This window comes from Levilactobacillus koreensis JCM 16448 (assembly GCF_001435525.1).
GTDB lineage: Bacteria > Bacillota > Bacilli > Lactobacillales > Lactobacillaceae > Levilactobacillus > Levilactobacillus koreensis.
Genome location: NZ_AZDP01000114.1, coordinates 23,099 through 42,627, shown reverse-complemented (window position 1 = coordinate 42,627; position 19,529 = coordinate 23,099). Strand labels below are relative to the sequence as shown.

Sequence of the window (19,529 nt, the reverse complement as noted above, 5' to 3'; positions counted from 1 at the left end):
CTCGATTCAGGCCTACCTATTTTGGTGAGAAATCTTGTTGATGAATAATCCGGGTTTAATAGTATTTAACCATCCGACCATACCGACCTAATACGAGTATGACTAACTTCATGACTTCCGCTACCCTTCTAACGTAAATCAGCTTAAGCCGGAGGAAGTCAGGGACGGAGCCAGCCGTGGTAATGGCTTTGGCCAGCGTCCTTTGCTAGCCTAGGCCATGGGCGATTTGAAGACACGTGAATTTGGTGGCTTCAAATCGAGCGAGAAGCCCGCTTCACAGGCCGAAGCGTCCCCACAGCAGGCGTAGTCCCTGGCAGCCGCAGTGCGACCAGCCCCCCACTAACCTAACAGCAATATTTAAGCCATGTACTCGAAGCTGAAGTCGTCGATTTGAACCAGGTCGCCGTTCTTGGCACCGTGGTCCCGTAAGCTGTTATCGATCCCCATGCCACGCATCTGCCGTGTGAACCGCAACAGACTTTCATCATGGTTGATGTCGGTCATCTTAAACAGCTTCAAGAGCTTCTCGCCACCCAAGACCCACGTGCCATTCGCGTCCTGCGTAATGGTAAATTCAGGTTCTGGCTTAAAGTCGTACTCGGCCTTAGTAGCCACTTCTGGCTGCTTGACTGGGAACTGTGGCGTTTCGGCTAACATGTCGGCTGTCCTTTGGAGCAACGGGGTCAATCCCTTATGCGTCAACGCTGACACGGCATAGATCTCTGGTGCTTGAGCTAACATCTGGTCTTGCTTCAGGTCTTCCTTGAATTTAGCCAAATTATCTTCAGAATCCGGCATATCCATCTTGTTAGCCACCACGATCTGGGGCCGCTTCAGAATATCTGGATCGTACGTCATCAATTCCTGATTGATTTTTTCAAAGTCTTCGTACGGATCACGGCCTTCCAGCCCACTCATATCGATCAAGTGGAGGATGACCCGGGTCCGTTCAACGTGGCGTAAGAACTGGAAGCCCAGTCCGACACCGGTGGCAGCCCCTTCGATCAATCCAGGGAGATCAGCCATCACAAAGTCACGGCCGTCTGGTAACCGTACCATCCCCAGGTTAGGGACTAACGTTGTAAAGTGGTATTCCGCAATCTTTGGCTTGGCGCTAGTGACCGTAGCCAGTAACGTTGACTTCCCAACGGATGGGAATCCAACCAGACCAACGTCGGCCAAGACCTTTAATTCCAACCGAATTTCGAATTCTTGCCCTGGTTCCCCGTTTTCAGCAATTTCTGGTGCGGGGTTCTTCGGGGAGGCGAAGTGGATGTTTCCACGGCCACCACGGCCACCATGGGCGATGATGACAGAGTCGTCGGGCGCTACTAAGTCGCCCATAACCTGTTCCGTTTCGGCATTAATGATGGTCGTTCCTTGGGGCACGTGAATAATCGTGTCCTCAGCACCGCGACCGGTCATCTGCTTGATGCCCCCGTTGCCACCATGTTTGGCCTTAAACTTCCGTTGGTACCGGAAGTCCATCAGTGTCCGTAAGCCTTCATCAACGGCGAAGACGATGTTCCCACCGCGACCACCGTCACCACCAGCTGGGCCACCATTGGGCACAAATTTTTCCCGCCGGAAGGCAACCATTCCGTCACCACCGTTACCGGCCTTAACGCTAATTTTAACTTGATCTACAAACATATTTTTATTCCTCGTTTTCTAAACCAGCCTACGCTGCTTTCTCAATTCGACTCCTGCTAGTATACCGGCAAATGGGGGCCACGTCAAAGTTGGGATGGGGTCCGCGGACTTTTGATCTCCGCCGTCTCCGCTGCTAATGTAATGTGAATGGTCTGAGCAACCGCTTTACTGATACCCAGGTCCCGTAGATCGTCGATGCTGGCTTCACTAATCTTCTTGGTAGAACCAAACTTACGTAACAGCTTGTTCCGCGTCTTGGGCCCGACGCCGGGAATCAAGTCCAGTCGTGAACTCAATGAGTGTTTTGAGTGGACTTGTCGGTGGAAGGTGATCGCGAACCGGTGGACCTCATCTTGAATCCGTTGGACCAGGTAGAAGCCCTGACTCTTGGGGTCCAATTGAATGTGGTGATCATCCGGGCCAAATAACAGGTCGGCCGTCTTATGGTGATCATTTTTGACCATCCCGGCAACTGGAATGTGTAGGTCCAATTCATCCTCGAGGACTTCCTTGACCGCGTTCATCTGAATATCCCCACCATCCATCAAGATAAGGTCCGGCATCTGGCCATGTTCCTTCAGTAAACGCGTATACCGACGGCGAATCACTTCCAGGGTGCTGGCCGTTTCATCAGCATGGTCGACCGTTCGCAATTTATACTTACGATACAACTTCTTATTGGGTTGACCATCCACGAAGACCACCATTGCTGAAACCAAATCAGCCCCTTGAATATGCGAGTGGTCAAAGGCTTCGATCTTATGCCCGGGTGCAATTCCCAAAGCATCCGTAATTTCCTTCATGGCCCCCGTCGTCTTGCTCTCATCTAGCTCAAGTAACCGGAATTTCTCCTCCAACACCAGCCGCGAGTTTTTTCCAGCCATTTCGAGTAGATCCCGCTTGGTCCCCCGCTGTGGCGTCCGGACTGGCACGTGCAGGATCTCCTCAATGACGTCCCCGTCGATACTGCTAGGCACGAGAATCTCCCGCGGCAAAACCGTATTCTTTCGCTGATAGAATTGAACGATAAAGCTGGCCAATTCCTCTTCGGCCGTGTTCACAATGGGAAAGAGTCGTTTTTCTCGCTTCATCAACCGCGCTTGGCGAATGAAGAAGACTTGAATCGACAACCAGCCCTTATCCAGATAGAAGTTAAAGATATCCCGCGGCGTGCTGTCATTAGATATAATCTTTTGCTTTTCAACCGTGGCTTCAATGTAGCGAATTTGATCACGCAGGTCCGCGGCCCGTTCGTATTCCATATCAGCCGCCGCCTTGTCCATCCGGGTCGTCAATTCTTTCTCGGCCCGACCCACGTTACCATTTAAGAAGGACTTGATCTTCCGAATCTGCTTAGCATATGCCTCTTCCGGAACCTCCTTGAAGCAGGCACCCAGGCACTGGCCCATGTGATAGTACAGGCAAGGTCGGCCCTGATAGCCGGTACAGCGGCGCAAAGGATAAACCTTTTGGAGAAAGTGAATCGTCTCCTCGGCGGCGTACACATTGGGGTAAGGTCCGAAGTAATATGCCCCATCCTTCTTGATGTTACTGACCAAGATGAGCTGGGGGTCACGTTCATTAGTAATCTTAATGTAGGGGTAACCGGTCCCCCGTTTCAGTTTGATATTAAAGTAAGGCTGGTGCTTTTGGATCAGCGTAATTTCAAGTAAAAAGGCTTCCTTGTCAGTCGACGTAATAATCGTCTCGAAGTCCACAATTTCACTGACCAACTGTGCGGTCTTCCCGGTATGGCTACTCTTAAAGTAAGAGCGAACCCGGTTCTTTAAATTCTTAGCCTTCCCCACGTAAATAATCTGACTGTTAATATTTTTCATGAGGTAGCAGCCGGGAAGTCCCGGCAATAATGCCAGCTTGTGTTCTAGATACTCTGATGCCAAGGCGCATCCCTCCCGTTTCGTCCATTAAATAGCCTATAAAGTATAAGCCGAATGCGTGTTTGGTGCAAGCAATTCACTCCCTAACCTACCTGACCGCACACCGACCGCAAATTTAATCAGCTACCATTCGTAACCGAACTGAAAAATGACAAACGATCGTAATTCTGCTATGATAACTGCAAACAAGCAAGGAGGTGGCTGAATTGGCACTTAAAGTTAAACGACAAGATGACTTGGACTCCATGTTCGGCAAGTTTGCGCAAATGGATCCCACTGACGTCAAACGCGACAAGTTTCTCAAGCGTCAAGACGCCCACAAGGACGACAAGCGGCCCAAAGGTCTGACTAAGGAAGACCAGACCAAACTCGACAAAGACCACGCCACAGATTAAATAAAGGGGACTCACGACAGTAACTGCCGCGGGTCCCTTTTAATTTTACACTACATTCAAATTAGTCACGCGCGGACTACCAAAAGTGCCGTCCACGCTAACATTAACCTGGCCTACCTTAAGCGTGACCTCAGTCGCCGCTCTCAAAGATCCGTCATCATTGCCAAAGGACACGCGTGTCAGCGGATATGGTCTCAGGCGCGTCTCCGCTGGCTGATAGGGCAATGACATCACCATATCGCCCAATTTCGACTATTTCAAATTAGCGAGTTGGTTGAAACCCGTGTGGATAGCGTTCATTCAGTCGCTTAATGTTATCTTGAGCCACCTCATCAAAGTCAATGTCTGCCCACTGGGCGATTTGACTCAGATACCACAACACATCGCCCATTTCTTTGACGAGTGCATCGTGATCGAGGTCCTTACCATGAAAGGTATAGCGTTTGACCAGCTCAACGACTTGGCCGGATTCCCCAGCTAGACCTAGTGCACAATTCGTTAGAACCTGCTCATTACCGTACAGTGTCCGGTTAGCAGCTTTTTGATAATCATTAAATTCCACGTTTATTCCTCCCCAAAGGCTTGATCTTCAATCCAATTCCAGACGGCGTCCTTGCCGATCTTTTTGGGTGCCGAGAACATAATGATGTTGTTGGTGTTCTGCAAGCCCATGGACTTCTTAATTTGGCTAACCGCCTGATTCCACTTGCCGCGCGCAATCTTGTCACTCTTCGTTGCAACGATCAGCGTTGGCAAATCATAGTAGGCTAGCCACTGGTACATTTGAATATCATCCGCAGTTGGCGCATGCCGGGCATCAACTAACGAGACCACCCCACGCAACTGGTCGCGTTGCGTCAGATACGTTTCGATCATTTGTCCCCACTTTTCACGTTCTGACTTGGAAACCTTCGCGTAACCGTAGCCAGGAACATCGACAAAGTAGAGCTTGTCCTCCACGTTATAAAAGTTAAGGGTCTGCGTTTTACCCGGCTGACTTGAGGTCCGGGCGTATGAGCGCCGGTTGATGAGGACGTTGGTCAGTGACGACTTCCCCACATTGGACCGCCCGACAAAGGCGATCTCTGGGTACCCCGTCGTTGGATATTGCGCGGGATCAACCGCACTCATGACTAATTCCACGTGATTTACTTCCATTAGTTGTGCCATCCTCTCCAAAATATCTTTCACCATTCTAACACAGAATTTCCGGTGACAGCAGCTCCTTCTTGCCCTTTACCTGCTGGGAAAACGGTTCAAAAGCAGTGTGTCCGGCCTTTTGATTGCTTTAAAATTAATTCTAAACAGCCAGCTAAACCAGATTGGCTAAAAATTGCCACGCGCCGGTTGCCAGGAATTTCACCTGTTGTGGGCGCTAGTGACCCGATTTCAACGACATGATTCCATAAAAAAAGACCAGCCGCAGCTGATCTTTTACTCGGCTCTAAAATTATGACGCCTTTTGATCCTTTAAAACCAATTCTGGTTCGGCATGATCCGTGACCGTTTGCGCGGTAATGATGACCTTAGCCACATCGTTACGACTTGGCAGATCAAACATAATGTCACGCATAACGTCTTCAATGATCGACCGCAAGCCACGAGCACCGGTATTCCGTGAAATTGCCAACTTGGCCATTTCACGAAGCGCAGCCGGCTGGAATTGGAGTTCTACGCCATCCAGAGATAACAGCTTTTCGTATTGCTTGACCAAGGCGTTCTTGGGTTCCGTTAAGATGCGAACCAAGTCGTTCTCGTCCAGCTTTTCCAAAGCCGTTAAAATTGGCAACCGCCCGATAAATTCAGGAATTAACCCAAATTGCAGGAGGTCCTCAGGAATGATGTGTTGCATCAGGCTATCGCCGGAAGCCAGCACGTCTTGTTCCTTGGTGTCGGCACCAAAACCGATCGTCTGGTCACCCAAACGCCGCTTAACGATACCATCAATACCATCAAACGCCCCACCCACGATGAATAAGATGTTGGTGGTATCGATTTGAATGAATTCTTGTTGGGGATGCTTACGACCACCCTGAGGCGGCACGTTGGCAATGGTTCCTTCCAAGATCTTCAGGAGGGCTTGTTGTACCCCTTCACCGGAAACGTCCCGCGTAATGGAAACATTTTCAGACTTCTTAGCAATTTTATCGATTTCATCGATGTAGATAATGCCCTTTTCAGCCCGGTCAACGTCGTAATCGGCGTTTTGCAGAAGCTTCAAAAGAATATTTTCGACGTCTTCACCGACATAGCCGGCTTCAGTTAACGTCGTGGCATCTGCAATGGCAAACGGAACATTTAGAATCTTTGCCAGGCTTTGTGCCAGGTAAGTCTTCCCAGAACCAGTCGGTCCAATAACAGCGATGTTACTCTTCTGTAATTCAGGACCATCATCGTCAGCTTGTGCCATTTCGTTGACCCGCTTGTAGTGGTTATAAACCGCAACGGAAAGGGTCCGCTTGGCTTCAGTTTGGCCAATTACGTATTGATTAAGTGTTTTGACGATATCAGCTGGCTTTGGTACCTCTAAAGTTTCTTGAGTGGCATCTTGGCTAAACTCTTCGTCAATAATTTCCTTACACAGGTCAATACTTTCATTACAGATGTAAACACCCGGTCCGGCAACAATTTTTTGAACTTGATCCTGTGATTTACCACAGAATGAACAAGTTACTGGGCCATTCGTTTCGGTGTTTTCAAACAATAAACTCACCCTTTCTCTCCAGGCTTAAGCCTAATTAATTACACGTTACTTTGGTCAGTAAACCCATCGAACTAACCAGATTACCTATCAATCGTGTACTATACCACAGTTGGCGCCGTGAGAAAATCATTTCGCCTCGGCACGGGTAATCCACACCTTTTTATACGAAAACCGGGACAACAGCCGTCTGTCATCCCGGTCAAGTTGTCGTAAGTTAACGATTACTCGTCGTCTTCGGCATCCTTCTTCTTGTCTTGCTTAGCGGAATCAGCAATCAAGTCAACAGCGCTCTTGATAGCGATATCGTGCTTCAACATGTCATCGGAAAGGGCACTCCGTACGGCACTTTCTTCCATACCGTATTGGCTAGCCAAGTCCTTGACTTCAGCACTAACTTCGTCTTCCGTTGGTTCGATCTTTTCGGCTTCAACAACGGCTTCAAGCACCAGGTTAGTCTTAACCCGCTTTTCGGCACCGTCAGTGAATTGCTTACGCAAGTCGTCTTGGGTCGTCCCAGTCAATTGGAAGTACATCTTAGGTTCGATACCTTGTTGTTGCATGTTAGCCAGGTATTGGTCCATTTGACGATCGATATCTTCCTTGATCATGGCTTCTGGAACTTCAGCAATTTCGGCGTTGTCAACAGCTTCACTGATGGCTTCGTCTTCGATTGCGTCGTGCGCAGCAGTCGTCTTTTGTTCCTTCAAGCTATCCTTAGTCTTGGCTTGTAATTCTTCTAAGCTGTCAACTTCTTCGTCAACGTCCTTAGCGAATTCATCGTCCAATTCAGGTAATTGCTTTTCCTTAACTTCGTGGATGGTAACCTTAAAGGTTGCTTCCTTGTCACGTAAGTCTTCGGCTTGGTAATCCTTAGGGAAGGTCACCTTAACGTCAACATTTTCGCCAGCCTTGTGACCAACTAATTGGTCTTCAAAGCCAGGAATGAAGGAGTTAGAGCCTAATTCCAAGGAGTAGTTGTCAGCCTTACCACCGTCGAATTGCTTGCCGTCAACGTAACCGTCAAAGTCGATCACAACAGTGTCGCCCTTAGCAGCAGCTTCGTCCTCCTTCAAAACTAATTCGGCTTGTTGTTGACGTTGCTTTTCTAATTCAGCGTCAATGTCCTTTTGGTAAACCCGAGTGTTTTGCTTAGTCACACTCAAGCCCTTGTAGTCGCCTAACTTAACTTCTGGCTTAACCGTAACAACGGCCTTCAGAACCCAAGCCTTACCCTTGTCCATGGATTCAACGTCCACTTGGGGTTGGTCTACGGGTTCGATGCCGGCTTCTTTAATAGCAGCATCGTAAGCTTCTGGTAAAACAATGTTTAAAGCATCTTGGTAGAGTGCTTCTTCACCGTACATTTGGTTGAAAATTTGACGCGGTACACGGCCCTTACGGAATCCTGGAACAGCCAGGTTCTTCTTGGTCTGTTGGAAAGCTTTGTCCAAGCCTTCTTTAATCTTATCAGGAGCAATTTCAAAGGTCAGTTCGCCTTGATTAGTGCCCTTTTTTTCCCACTTTGCAGCCATTATTTTCCCTCCGAAATGAAAGATATTACTATTTACAATTCTATCAATTGCATACTGTATTAGTGTACCTTATGCTATCCAAATTGTAAAATGGTTTTTGCCTAAAGTCCGTGAATGACGGGGGATTGTTTCGAATTTTCAGTCAAAAGGGACTGAAAATGAAAGCGACCCCGACCTCAAAAATTTTGGCCAATTTACCACAACTGAATCATGGTAAACAAAAAGGCCCGAAAAGATGAGCTTTTCGGGCCTCGCGGTACAATTAATTAATTAGATTAATTAGTCGTCAATTTCCGTAACGGTACCGGCACCAACAGTGTGGCCACCTTCACGGACAGTGAACTTCGTACCCTTTTCAATGGCAGCTGGTTGGATCAGTTCAACAGTGAACGTCACGTTGTCACCAGGCATAACCATTTCAACACCATCAGGCAATTCAATAACACCAGTGATATCAGTGGTGTGGAAGTAGAATTGTGGACGGTAGTTTGAGAAGAATGGCGTATGACGGCCACCTTCTTCTTTACTCAAGATGTAGACTTCACCCTTGAATTCCTTGTGCGTTTGGATCGAGCCTGGTTGTGCCAGAACTTGTCCACGAACAACTTGTTCACGGTTAATCCCACGGAGTAAAGCACCAACGTTATCCCCGGCTTCACCAAGGTCCAACGTCTTACGGAACATTTCAAGACCAGTAACAGTAGTCTTCAATACGTCGTCATGTAAACCAACGATTTCAACTTCGTCACCGACTTTAACAGTCCCACGGTCGATACGACCAGAAGCAACAGTCCCACGACCAGTGATCGTGAAGACGTCTTCAACTGGCATCAAGAATGGCTTGTCGTTTTCACGAACTGGAGTTGGGATGTAATCATCAACAACGTCCATCAGGTGAAGGATAACCTTTTCTTGTTCTTCGTCGCCTTCAAGAGCCTTCAAAGCTGAACCGCGAATAACTGGAATATCGTCACCAGGGTAATCGTATTCAGACAACAGCTCACGAACTTCCATTTCAACTAAGTCAACCAATTCGTCATCGTCAACAAGGTCAGTCTTGTTTAAGAAGACAACGATGTATTCAACACCAACTTGGCGAGCAAGCAAAATGTGTTCACGCGTTTGTGGCATAGGGCCATCAGTAGCAGCAACAACCAAGATAGCACCGTCCATTTGGGCAGCACCAGTGATCATGTTCTTGATGTAGTCAGCATGTCCTGGGGCATCGATATGCGCATAGTGACGCTTTTCAGTTTCGTATTCAACGTGGGCAGTGTTGATCGTGATACCACGTTCACGTTCTTCTGGAGCAGCATCAATATCAGCGTAATCTTCGGCTTTTGCTAAACCTTTGCTAGCAAGTACCTTAGTGATTGCAGCAGTCAACGTCGTTTTCCCATGGTCAATATGGCCAATAGTACCAATATTTACATGGGGTTTAGTTCTTTCATAATGTTCTTTTTCAGCCATTAATGAAACCCTCCTGTATTTTATCGCAAGCGCAATTAACCTTCTAACGAAAATTAATCACCCTTTGCGTAAAATTATACTACTTCTTTTCGGAAAGGGAAAGCTGGAACCCTCCCAAAAAAGAATCCTTGACCAGTATATATGCTGCAGAATTATTTGTAAACTAAAAAATCGCTGAATTTACGGTTTTTCGTGTTTTTCGTCCCCAATTGCCCCAAAAAGTTCCGCCGAATAGTGATTTAATCGTTCCTGCCAGTCAGAAATTTGATTTAAATCCGCCGACGACACCTCGGCAGGCAAAGGTAACCCTGCTAAAACCCGAACCCACAAGACCGGTTGCGTGACCACCTTGTCGATGAATGGATAAAGCATCATCAACTGTAGCGTCACCACCTGTTGAACATTAGCAGCCAGCAGCGGGTCACTTTGACCTAACTCGTCTTGTAAGAAGGGGTGTATCTTACCAGCAGCTTGGCTCGCATTTACTGGTCGCAGATCCTTCGTCTGTATAGTGTAAACCTGATCGTCCAACCAATGCAACTGAACGGGCTGGGTGGTCCGCAAACGTAATAATTCTTCAAGTAGTGTCGCTCGCATTAGGGGGTGCAAAAAGGGATCAACCAGTAAATACTGCACGCCCTGCATAAATTGGGCTAACGGTAATTGGCGGGCCCGTTCTAACCGTTGTCGTTGTTCGGCAAACGACACGTCCCCTAAATGATAAAACTGTTTAGCAATCACCCGTTGTGTGGTCCCCAGTTCCGCTTGGCTAGCTGCTTCGGCTGCCGCAATCTGCGCCAGTCCCCCAGCACGCCAGTCCTGAGCAGCCGCCAATTCACAAAATTCACGGGCAAAAATAAATTGTTGATTCTTTAACGCCACGTCTAACCGTAGCTGAAAGGTCTGAGCAGTCTGTAAATAAATATCGTCCTGTTCAGTAGCAACCTGTTCAGCGGCCGCATATTGCTGGTCATGATACAGACTGGCAACCAAGTATTGATTGACTTCGGCCGTTTGCTGGTCTTGATACAGCCGTTCAAAACCTGCCGCGGCAGCTGACCATTTTTTTGCCTTAAAGTCCGTCTGAGCGGCCTCAAGGGCCTTCTCGCGAGCTGCTGGACTCGTAAACTCTGACATGGCAGTCTCCCCCTTTTCTTTGACTCAAAACGGACCGAGGCCCAGATGGCTTTCGGTCCGTCAAATTTAATTATGCTTTATCCGTTTCAGTGGTCGCTGGTTTAGGCGTCCGCCGCCGTTTCCGGTTACGATGGGCCTTATGGGCCGACTTATCCGCTACATCTTTCTTTGGCGCTGGCTTATCCTTCGACTTTGGTGCCTTAGGGGCCTTGGCCTTAGCTGGTGTCGCTTGGTTAGCCGGCGTCTTTTCCTTACCCGTCGTCCGACGATGATGCTGGTTAACCTCCATGATGACTGGCAGGATAACTGGACGTCTGTGGGTTTGTTCAAACAGGTAATGGCTCAAATGTTCACGCACATCCTGCTTCAAGTGACCCCAATCAAATTCCTTATTGTCCAGGTTGTTTTGGACGGCCTTGCGAATAATCTGAGCACTCTCCTGCATCAAGTCCTTGTTGGCCTTAACGTAGACAAAGCCTCGTGATGTGATCTTAGGGTCCGCTACAATCTGTTTCTTCTTCCGGTCGATCGTCACCACGGCAATAAAGATCCCGTCGTCGGCCAAAACCTTCCGATCGCGCAACACGATGTTCCCAATATCACCGACACCGATACCGTCGATCATGGTGTCGCTAACGTCGATACCTTCGCCGAGTCCCATCTCACCATTGGCATAGGTCAAAACATCCCCCTTGGCCAAGATAAAGATGTGGTCAGCGGCCATGCCTAATTCCATGGCCGCATTCGCATGGGCATTTAATAGCCGGTATTCCCCTTGAATAGGTACTAAATACTTGGGTTTCAGCAGGTTCAGCATTAACTGAAGGTCACGCTTGTAGGCGTGGCCTGATGAATTCAGTTCATCAGAAATGGCCTTAACTTCCCCACCGGCCCGGTAGATCATGTCCCGCGTCTGGGCAACCGTGGTGTCCATGGCATGTGAAGGCGTCGTGGTGATGTAGACCAGGTCACCCTCCTGAATGTTTAAGTCTTTTTCTTGCTTGTTAGCCATCCGCTGAATTGCCTTGATGGGTTCACCCATCTTACCCGTCTGTAAAATGACGATTTCGGCTGGTGACAATTGGTCTAATTGCGCTGTGGTAACCAAAAGATCGTCGTCAAAGGACAACTTTCCCAGCTTCATGGCCGTGTTCACAATGGCTTCGAGATCCTGTCCCGTCAAGCAAACCTTTCGTCCGGTCTTCGCTGCGGCGTCAAAGACTTGTTGAATCCGCAAAATATTCGAGGCCACACAGGCGACAACGACCCGTCCATCACGGTAGTGGAACGTTTCTTCGATGGATTCCGCAATGGTTTGCTCTGAAGCATTCATCGCTGGATTTTCAGCGTTAGCGGAATCACTCAATACCGCCAAGACACCCGCCTGACCAATGGCGCCTAACCGCGCATAGTCGGTCTGGTAGCCGGGCTTAGCCGTTTGGTCAAACTTGAAGTCTCCGGTATAAATAATTTGGCCTTCATCAGTTTTTAAGTCGATCCCCAGTGATTCTGGAATTGAGTGGGTCGTAGAGAAGAAGGAAACCACCACGTCACCGAAGTCGATTTCCGTCTTTTCATCGATCACGTGGAAGTCATCGTAATCCTTCACCTTAGGTTCGGCAGCAACGTCAATTTTCGCTAAAGCAATCGTCATTTCTGAACCGAATACGGGGACGTTGAACTCACTCAAAAAGTAAGGGAGTGCCCCAATTGCATCGGCATGCCCATGGGTTAAGAAGACCGCAACAATTCGGTCCTTATTCTCACGCAAATAAGCCCAATCTGGAATGACAACGTCAATTCCCAACAACTCATTTTCCGGGTACTTCAACCCACAATCTAAAATATAAATTCCACCGTTAACATCAACGGCGTACATGTTTTTACCGTTTTCGCGAACACCGCCAAACGGAATAATCTTGATCTTTGCACTCATAAGTTCACCTCAAGTATCTTTGATAGTTTCAATTCAATCTCTGACCAGGAGTCGGTCAGCGTTTTCTTGTAGGCCAAATAGCCTAAATTCGTCCATGATTAAACTTCTTTCATTCTACCATACTTTGTCATTTTAAAGAACCAAGATGGCTAAGCTTGCTTAAGGCAAACAAAAAAGCCCATCTCCAATAAAGAAAATGGACCGAGTGGCGCGGCGAATTAACGACGCAGACCCAAGCTCTTGATTAATTCACGGTAACGTTGGATGTCAGTCTTCCGTAAGTAAGCTAACAAGTTACGACGGTGACCGATCTTCTTCATCAAACCACGTTGGGAATGGAAGTCCTTCCGGTGTTGTTGCATATGAACGTTGATTTCGTTGATATCAGCGGTCAAAACAGCAACTTGGACTTCAGTAGACCCCGTGTCGCCTTCGTGACGTGCGTATTGCTTGATGATTTCGTTTTTCTTTGCTTGACTAATAGCCATGGTAAATATACCACCCTTCAATATAAGTGCCCGAAACTGAGTAAGTCGGCGGTGGCCGCCAGATAAACTAAGTTAAGGGTTTGTGCTTAGCACAGTTATCTATCATACGGGAGTCGCGTTTAAATAGCAAGTGTTTTTGCCACATTGCCTATCAAGTAAAATTACTTTACATTTATCGCGCTAACCTATTGCATTCACCCCGTGGCTTCTGTATAATAACATACGTTGAAATTAAGATTTCCGGTACTAGGATTTCTCATTCGGAGGTGAAATTTTCATGCCAATTATCAAATCAGCAATCGAACGTGCAAAGACGAACGTCAAGGCAAACGAACGTAACTCAGCTCAACTGAGTGCGATGCGGACTGCCGTTAAGCGTTTCGAACAAGCCAAGACGGCTGGCGCCGACAACGCAGAAGACTTATTCCGCGCTGCTAGTGCTGCAGTTGACAAGGCCGCTTCAAAGGGCTTAATCAAGCGTAACAAGGCTGCCCGTGACAAGTCACGGATGGCTGCACGTTTAGCTAAGTAATCAATTAATCAACTCGATTAGATGATGCAATCAGGGGGTCGACCATGAATTTGGTCGACCCCCTTTTTTGACTAATTTTTCATTTAAGCTGGCACGCGATAGCCGGCAAACTGCGTCATGAACAGTGAAAATAACATTTCGGGCGCCATGGCCGTCGACTTCATCTGCCGTTCGACCTGAAATAATCCCAAGTAGGCACGGTTCAGGTCGGTCAATTTAAACCGTCGGTGCATCTGCAACGCCAACTTGATTCGATACGGATGAACTTTCAGTTCACTCGCCAGACGTCCCTGACTGAACCCCTGCTTAGCCAGAACCTTGGTCTGAATCAGCAAACGAAACTGGCCCTGCAAGATGGCATTGATCTTCAACGGCTCCTCTTTGGCTTGCAGTAACTCCCGATAAAGTGTCACTGCGCCGGCCGTATCCTTGGCCAGCACCTTGTTCACGAGGTCAAAGACATTCTGCGTCAACGTCTGTGTCACCAGCCCCGTGACTGCGTCCATCCCAATCGTTTTTTCGGGATGGGTAAAGAGCTCCAGCTTCGGCAATTCACTCATCATCAGTGTAAGATCCGCATCGGTCCGCTGAATCAGTTCATTTAACGCGGCCGGCGCCATACTGTAACCATCCCGTTTCAACTGGCCATTAACAAATTGCCGGACATCCCGCTCAGAAAAATTGCCAATTTCAATGGTGGTCGCAACCTTTTTCAGTTGTTTGACCACCTTTTTACGACCATCCAGCTTTTCATATGGTGCAAAGAAGACCAGTACCGTGCTATCCATTGGTGCGCCCAAATACGTCTGCAAGCTGTCAATGTCGTGATCGACCTTCTGCTTTTTCGTCTCACCAGTCAAAAACTGGGGATTATCAATACAAACGACCCGGCGTTCACCAAAGAACGGCGCGGCCATGGCATCGTCCAGGGCCACGGCGAGCGGCACGGTATCCATATCGTAACTCGCAAAGTTCATCGTCTGTTCGTCGACCGGTACACTGCCTTTAAAACCGGTCTTTAGTCGTCGCTGGAGGTAATCTGCCTGTCCTAAGACCAGATAGACGTTAGCCAAGTGTCCGCCCGTTGCTAACGTTTTTAAAAGTTCATTGATTGTCACGAGCATGCCCCTTCGAAATTAATTTTGTTTGCCACTTTCCCGGTCGGCCGTCAGTATACACATACCGAATCATCCCACTCGTCTGCGTGCTCATCGCTGGCACGGCTGCCTCGTGAAGTGTTGCCAAAGTCTCCGGATTCGGATGACCATACCGGTTTTGCCGTCCCGCCGAAATTATTGCTAAGTGCGGTTGTAACTGCGCAATAAAGGCCGGCGCCGTGGCTGTCTTGCTTCCATGATGTCCTAATTTTAACACGTCCGTTCGCAATTGCGGGGCTGCCGTCATAATTTTCTGTTCGCCCGCCCGGTCCAAATCGCCCATAAACATAAAATTCAAGCGACCGAAAGTTCCCTGCAGGGCCAATGAGCCAGAATTATCCGCCGGTCCAGCTTCAAACGGATGTAAAACGTGCAGACCAACTGGACTTCCAACCTGAATCGGCTGCACGCGCACTGGCGTCGCACTATTTGCTAATAATCGCGCCCATCCCGGTTCTTGCTCCATCCCCGCGGGGACCAGCACCCGTTTCACGCGTAAATGCTTTAAAAAGGCCGGTAGATCACCAATGTGGTCCGCATCATGGTGGGTCAGGTACAGGTCATCCACGTGATCGATGCCCCGACTCTTCAAGTAATTGATGCTGGTCCGTTCCGCGTTATAAGTGACCGGTGGTGCGACCGCCCATTTTGGCTGTGGCAGAGCCAGCCGACCACCCGTATCGATCAAGGAAACGTGCCGGTTAAACGGTTCCCGAATCAAAATACTGTCCCCCTGACCAACGTCAAAGTACGCGACTTCTCCGTCCGGTGGATAATGAATGACCCCATACATGACCACATAGCTCACTGCAAGCAGGCCTAACCACCGCCGTCGTTTCCCCGCTGGACGGCTAAATAACCACCACGTGGCACCGACCCAGAACCAAGCCACCCACCAAAATGGCCGCCCAAACAACACGTTTCCTGGTAGTTGAGCGACCCGCTGTAGACCGCCATCAAAGATTCCCAGTACCTGCGCACAACCACGACTAAGCGCCGGTAACCAAGCAAAACTAACCGTACCAATCACCGTCACGGGCAAAATAATAATTGGGAATAGTGGTACCACAATCCAGTTTGCCAATAACGTCAGGCTGTGCCACTGAAAGATCCCCGTTAATAGGCTCGGTAAGCCCAAGAGCGTTAATCCCACCTGACGCCACCACCAGGACTCTGTCCGCAGCAAAATGAGCGCTAACGACAGACCATAGCTCAGCTGACCACCGAGTTCAAACAAGAGTCCGGGATTTAGCCACAAACCAACCACAAGCGCCACCGCCCACGTATCCAACGTACTCAGATGAAACGCACATCGCTTCCCGGCTAATTGGACTCCCCGCATCAGACAGGCACGCAGAACGCCACTACTCGCCCCAGCTAGAACCCAGTACCCCGGTAGGCTGAGCAGGAGTAACCACTCCCAATGTTCGCGTTGCAACCGGAGATGGACCAGTAGCCATTCCGCAGCCGCTAATAACAACGCCACGTGAAGACCAGAGATGGCGAACAAATGTAGCAAGCCCAGTCGTTGCATCCCCTGTAATTCCGTCATTGATTCCGCGGACTTGGCTCCTGGTAGCAGGCCCAACGCGTACACCTTTAGTGCCCCCGGCAACTGCTCACAGTAGCGAATCAGCTGAGCCCGCCGTGCATGCCACCAATCACTAAACCACTGCCACCAGTGACTCGGCGCCGGGGTCCGTTCCGTTAAGGCCGTGACCTTGATCTCCGTCACCACTTGACGATGCCGCCAATAGGCCGCCGAATCGAACTGATTGAAGTTTGTCGCCGGTAATAGCCGCTGTTGCTGGCCGGTAATCTGCCAGACTTCGGCCCGGTGAACGCGTTGAAGTGCCCGTAATTGAGCGGCCGAGGTTAATCGCCCCCGCAAGGTCACCCGCTCCCCGTTGCTGACCTTAGTGGCTACCAGATAGTACAGGGCACCGCGAATCGTAATCGCATCCGGTTGCACCCGCACGGCCAATTCCGTCGCCTGCGCCGGGGCCAAAATAGGAAGTTGCCGCCGATCGAGTCGCTGTTCCTGCAACCATAAATGGCCACCAAAGATGACTAGCCCCACGAGCAGCACGATCCAAGTGGCCCGATTACCCAGCCGAATAATTCGACTGATCACCACCAGTAGCAAAATCAGGCCGCCCCAAAAATGGCCACCCACACTAACACTAACAGCCGCTATTCCCAGGCTAATAAAGAAAAAGTGGTTAGGCGCCACTAACCGTGTTGCGGTTGATCAAATGACAGTGTTGCCAGCAACTTCGGGTCAACCTCGACCTGATTTAATTCAACATGTTTCAGTTCAATTAACTTTTGGGCATACGGATCATTATGGTAATTACGCAAATAAGTAATCTTACGAATCCCCGCTTGAAGCAGCATCTTCGTACACTGCAGACAAGGAAAATCCGTGACGTAGATTTCGGCCCCATCCGTCGCTTCGCCAAACTTAGCACATTGCAAAACGGCATTCATTTCCGCGTGAATGGTCCGCACGCAGTGACCATCGACCAGGTAGCAGCCCTCGTCCAAACAATGATCATCGCCTGAAACCGAGCCATTATAACCGGCCGCAATGATCCGTTTATCCCGCACAATGGTCGCCCCGACCGACAGCCGATTGCAGGTACTACGCGTTGAGATCACTAGTGCCTGCAACATAAAGTACTGATCCCAAGGAATTCTCTCTCGTTTCATGCTAACGTCCCCATTTCTAAATTTATTTTCCAGTATACCACGGCTTTACGTCGTTAGTTGGTCCTGTAAATTCGCAACCGTTTTCTCGCCAAATCCTGGGACCTGCGTTAGGTCGGTGACCGCCTTAAACGCCCCATGCGCGGTGCGATAGTCCACAATTTTTTGCGCCTTTTTCTCGCCGATACCGGTCAATTGCTGCAAGTCTGCGACAGTTGCGGTATTCAGATTCACCACTGCCGTCGCCTGACTCGCTGACTGACTCCCGGTGGTCTTGGCCGCGCTTGCTGGTGCAGATGCCGCGCCTGCCGCTGTTTTTTCCCCCTTTGCCGGGATATAAAGTTGTTGCTGATCCGTCAAGCGGGTCGCCAAGTTGACCTGCTGACGGTCAGCATGCGCGCTGAGGCCACCAGCGGCCTTCACAGCGTCTGCAACCCGCATCTCCGGGCCAAATTGATACAGTCCCGGCTGTCTCACAGCACCCTGAACATCCACAAAGACTCGGGTATCGTGCGAGCTGACCTGACTGGCGGCACTCACGCCACCGCTAGCTCCCCGGCTACCATCCTTCGCAGACGTGCTGACGGTTGTCGCCGGCGGGATTGCTGCCGGCAACGGTTCCGGACTGGCCCGCGCTACCGTTAACCACCACCCCAGGCTCAGAATCGCCAATCCCACACTGACCACCAAGATACGCTGCCGCCACGAAAATTCCTGCCACCATTCCATAAGTCGTTCCATTCGCATTTGCCCCCTTTACGCTTAACTCCGTAAAAGTTGGACAAATATTTTTTAATTACCAAATTTTTTTATTAAAAACTAAGCAGAAAACCTGCGATTTTAATCGCGGGATGAATGCCAGAATGTAACGCTCTTAAGGGAAAACGTGTGTTCCCCTAGCGGACTAAGCGTGGTATACTTAATCCAATCTACAGGGGAGGTATCCATTGGCTAAATTAGGGCGAACAATCAAGATGAGACTCTATCCAGACACTGATCAAGCAGAACAATTTCTAGCAATGAGCCAGGAATATCAACGATTAGCCAATGTTGTCAGTCAATGGATTTTTGATCATGCATTTCAGTTAAGCTGGTTAAAAATCAATCACCAGCTGTACAAACGATTCAGGCAGGAATCACCGCTCAATAGCCAGATGATTCAGTCGGTTTTTCGGACGGTTGTGGCTCGCTATAAGACTGTTCGAGAACAAATGAAGCAACATCCTTATCGCTACAAAAATGAAGAAAATAAGTGGATTCAGCTCCCAAAGGATTTGACTTGGTTGGTGAGCCCCATCCAGTTTCACCGACCACAAGCAGACTTGGTTCGTCAGAGTAACTATTCTTTTGTAGATAAGATGCGGCAAATCTCAATAACCACTCTAGGTAAGCGGACTAAGCTAGGATTCACCAACAAAGGATTTGAGGAATACTTTGCCGCGAACTGGAAATTCGGGACTGCTAAGTTGATCCATAATCGGGGCAAGTGGTTTCTGCACATCGGTATCACGAAGGAAGTTAGCGATTTCGATACTAAGAATCAACCGCAAATCGTAGGGATTGACCGTGGACTACGCTTCCTGGCAACTGCCTTTGATAGTGAAGGGAAGACGCTATTCTTTGATGGTCAGAAGATCTTGCGTAAGCGAAAGAAGTTCCTAGAGAGTCGTCGACAACTGCAAAGCAAAGGTACCAAGTCTGCCAAGAAAAAACTGAAGCAACTAGCTCGACGAGAGAACCGCTGGATGACCGATGTGAATCATCGGCTAGCTAAGACACTCGTTACGGCATATGGGTCGCATACGCTTTTCGTTTTGGAAGACTTAACCAACGTGACCTTCAACACTAGTGATTTTCCTAAGTCCCTGCGCAATAGCCATCGTTCTTGGTCCTTTTTTCAACTAGAATCTTTCTTAAT

The 19,529-nt window shown here is 49.0% G+C and carries 17 protein-coding genes; 3 read left to right on the top strand and 14 right to left on the bottom strand.

The features are described 5' to 3' along the window. Nucleotides 1-357: 357 nt before the first annotated feature. Both obgE and uvrC read right to left on the bottom strand, forming a co-directional pair. Nucleotides 358-1,653, bottom strand: a complete 1,296-nt coding sequence (gene obgE, locus FC99_RS10795) for a GTPase ObgE (RefSeq protein WP_048735876.1) — start codon at nucleotides 1,651-1,653, stop codon at nucleotides 358-360. Between the two features lie 83 nt (nucleotides 1,654-1,736). Next, nucleotides 1,737-3,554, bottom strand: coding sequence for an excinuclease ABC subunit UvrC (gene uvrC / locus FC99_RS10790; RefSeq protein ID WP_048735875.1), 1,818 nt, complete (start codon nucleotides 3,552-3,554; stop codon nucleotides 1,737-1,739). A gap of 203 nt (nucleotides 3,555-3,757) precedes the next feature. Between uvrC and FC99_RS10785 the strand changes: the two genes are divergently transcribed. Further along, entirely contained in the window at nucleotides 3,758-3,946 is a 189-nt protein-coding gene (locus tag FC99_RS10785; RefSeq protein WP_048735874.1) for an SPJ_0845 family protein, read from the top strand. A 262-nt stretch (nucleotides 3,947-4,208) separates the two neighbouring features. Here the strand turns inward: FC99_RS10785 and FC99_RS10780 are convergent, their stop codons facing one another. The 8 genes from FC99_RS10780 to rpsO form a co-directional block, all read right to left on the bottom strand. After that, entirely contained in the window at nucleotides 4,209-4,508 is a 300-nt protein-coding gene (locus tag FC99_RS10780; RefSeq protein ID WP_048735873.1) for a nucleoside triphosphate pyrophosphohydrolase family protein, read from the bottom strand. Between the two features lie 2 nt (nucleotides 4,509-4,510). Further along, complete coding sequence (yihA, locus tag FC99_RS10775; protein WP_048735872.1) at nucleotides 4,511-5,104, bottom strand: ribosome biogenesis GTP-binding protein YihA/YsxC; 594 nt, start codon at nucleotides 5,102-5,104, stop codon at nucleotides 4,511-4,513. Nucleotides 5,105-5,396: 292 nt separating this feature from the next. Beyond that, complete coding sequence (gene clpX / locus FC99_RS10770; RefSeq protein WP_156639361.1) at nucleotides 5,397-6,650, bottom strand: ATP-dependent Clp protease ATP-binding subunit ClpX; 1,254 nt, start codon at nucleotides 6,648-6,650, stop codon at nucleotides 5,397-5,399. Nucleotides 6,651-6,871: 221 nt separating this feature from the next. Next, a complete protein-coding gene (tig, locus tag FC99_RS10765) occupies nucleotides 6,872-8,182 on the bottom strand; it encodes a trigger factor (RefSeq protein ID WP_048735870.1) in 1,311 nt (436 codons plus the stop codon). Between the two features lie 279 nt (nucleotides 8,183-8,461). After that, nucleotides 8,462-9,652 carry an elongation factor Tu gene (gene tuf / locus FC99_RS10760; RefSeq protein ID WP_048735869.1) on the bottom strand — a complete coding sequence of 397 codons (1,191 nt, stop codon included), beginning with the start codon at nucleotides 9,650-9,652 and terminating at the stop codon, nucleotides 8,462-8,464. 180 nt (nucleotides 9,653-9,832) lie between these two features. Beyond that, nucleotides 9,833-10,789: a hypothetical protein gene (locus FC99_RS10755; RefSeq protein ID WP_048735868.1), complete on the bottom strand. Its 957-nt coding sequence runs from the start codon at nucleotides 10,787-10,789 to the stop codon at nucleotides 9,833-9,835. A 70-nt stretch (nucleotides 10,790-10,859) separates the two neighbouring features. Further along, complete coding sequence (locus tag FC99_RS10750) at nucleotides 10,860-12,725, bottom strand: ribonuclease J (RefSeq protein WP_048735867.1); 1,866 nt, start codon at nucleotides 12,723-12,725, stop codon at nucleotides 10,860-10,862. 218 nt (nucleotides 12,726-12,943) lie between these two features. After that, on the bottom strand, nucleotides 12,944-13,213 hold the full coding sequence (gene rpsO, locus FC99_RS10745) for a 30S ribosomal protein S15 (RefSeq protein ID WP_048735866.1): 270 nt from the start codon (nucleotides 13,211-13,213) through the stop codon (nucleotides 12,944-12,946). Nucleotides 13,214-13,490: 277 nt separating this feature from the next. Between rpsO and rpsT the strand changes: the two genes are divergently transcribed. Further along, a complete protein-coding gene (gene rpsT / locus FC99_RS10740) occupies nucleotides 13,491-13,745 on the top strand; it encodes a 30S ribosomal protein S20 (RefSeq protein WP_048735865.1) in 255 nt (84 codons plus the stop codon). A gap of 83 nt (nucleotides 13,746-13,828) precedes the next feature. Here rpsT and holA read toward each other — a convergent pair whose 3' ends face one another. Genes holA through FC99_RS10720 form a run of 4 tightly spaced genes read right to left on the bottom strand, consistent with a single transcriptional unit; the run spans nucleotide 13,829 to nucleotide 18,352 of the window. Further along, complete coding sequence (gene holA, locus FC99_RS10735; protein ID WP_191979293.1) at nucleotides 13,829-14,869, bottom strand: DNA polymerase III subunit delta; 1,041 nt, start codon at nucleotides 14,867-14,869, stop codon at nucleotides 13,829-13,831. Next, the gene (locus FC99_RS10730) at nucleotides 14,850-17,078 is read right to left on the bottom strand and encodes a DNA internalization-related competence protein ComEC/Rec2 (RefSeq protein WP_268872118.1); all 2,229 of its coding nucleotides are present in this window, start codon (nucleotides 17,076-17,078) and stop codon (nucleotides 14,850-14,852) included. The genes holA and FC99_RS10730 overlap by 20 nt, the downstream gene beginning before the upstream one ends. A 56-nt stretch (nucleotides 17,079-17,134) precedes the next feature. Then, nucleotides 17,135-17,614: a ComE operon protein 2 gene (locus tag FC99_RS10725; RefSeq protein ID WP_048735863.1), complete on the bottom strand. Its 480-nt coding sequence runs from the start codon at nucleotides 17,612-17,614 to the stop codon at nucleotides 17,135-17,137. A 45-nt stretch (nucleotides 17,615-17,659) separates the two neighbouring features. After that, a complete protein-coding gene (locus FC99_RS10720; RefSeq protein WP_048735862.1) occupies nucleotides 17,660-18,352 on the bottom strand; it encodes a helix-hairpin-helix domain-containing protein in 693 nt (230 codons plus the stop codon). A 206-nt stretch (nucleotides 18,353-18,558) separates the two neighbouring features. Between FC99_RS10720 and FC99_RS10715 the strand changes: the two genes are divergently transcribed. Then, the coding region (locus tag FC99_RS10715) for an RNA-guided endonuclease TnpB family protein (RefSeq protein WP_235805911.1) at nucleotides 18,559-19,529 on the top strand (971 nt) is incomplete at its 3' end.

Coding starts and splice junctions, on each gene's coding strand:
- obgE (WP_048735876.1), bottom strand. CDS start 1,653: ATGTTTGTAGATCAAGTTAAAATTAGCGTTAAGGCCGGTAACGGTGGT.
- yihA (WP_048735872.1), bottom strand. CDS start 5,104: ATGGAAGTAAATCACGTGGAATTAGTCATGAGTGCGGTTGATCCCGCG.
- tig (WP_048735870.1), bottom strand. CDS start 8,182: ATGGCTGCAAAGTGGGAAAAAAAGGGCACTAATCAAGGCGAACTGACC.
- tuf (WP_048735869.1), bottom strand. CDS start 9,652: ATGGCTGAAAAAGAACATTATGAAAGAACTAAACCCCATGTAAATATT.
- FC99_RS10755 (WP_048735868.1), bottom strand. CDS start 10,789: ATGTCAGAGTTTACGAGTCCAGCAGCTCGCGAGAAGGCCCTTGAGGCC.
- FC99_RS10750 (WP_048735867.1), bottom strand. CDS start 12,725: ATGAGTGCAAAGATCAAGATTATTCCGTTTGGCGGTGTTCGCGAAAAC.
- rpsO (WP_048735866.1), bottom strand. CDS start 13,213: ATGGCTATTAGTCAAGCAAAGAAAAACGAAATCATCAAGCAATACGCA.
- rpsT (WP_048735865.1), top strand. CDS start 13,491: ATGCCAATTATCAAATCAGCAATCGAACGTGCAAAGACGAACGTCAAG.
- holA (WP_191979293.1), bottom strand. CDS start 14,869: ATGCTCGTGACAATCAATGAACTTTTAAAAACGTTAGCAACGGGCGGA.
- FC99_RS10725 (WP_048735863.1), bottom strand. CDS start 17,614: ATGAAACGAGAGAGAATTCCTTGGGATCAGTACTTTATGTTGCAGGCA.
- FC99_RS10720 (WP_048735862.1), bottom strand. CDS start 18,352: ATGGAACGACTTATGGAATGGTGGCAGGAATTTTCGTGGCGGCAGCGT.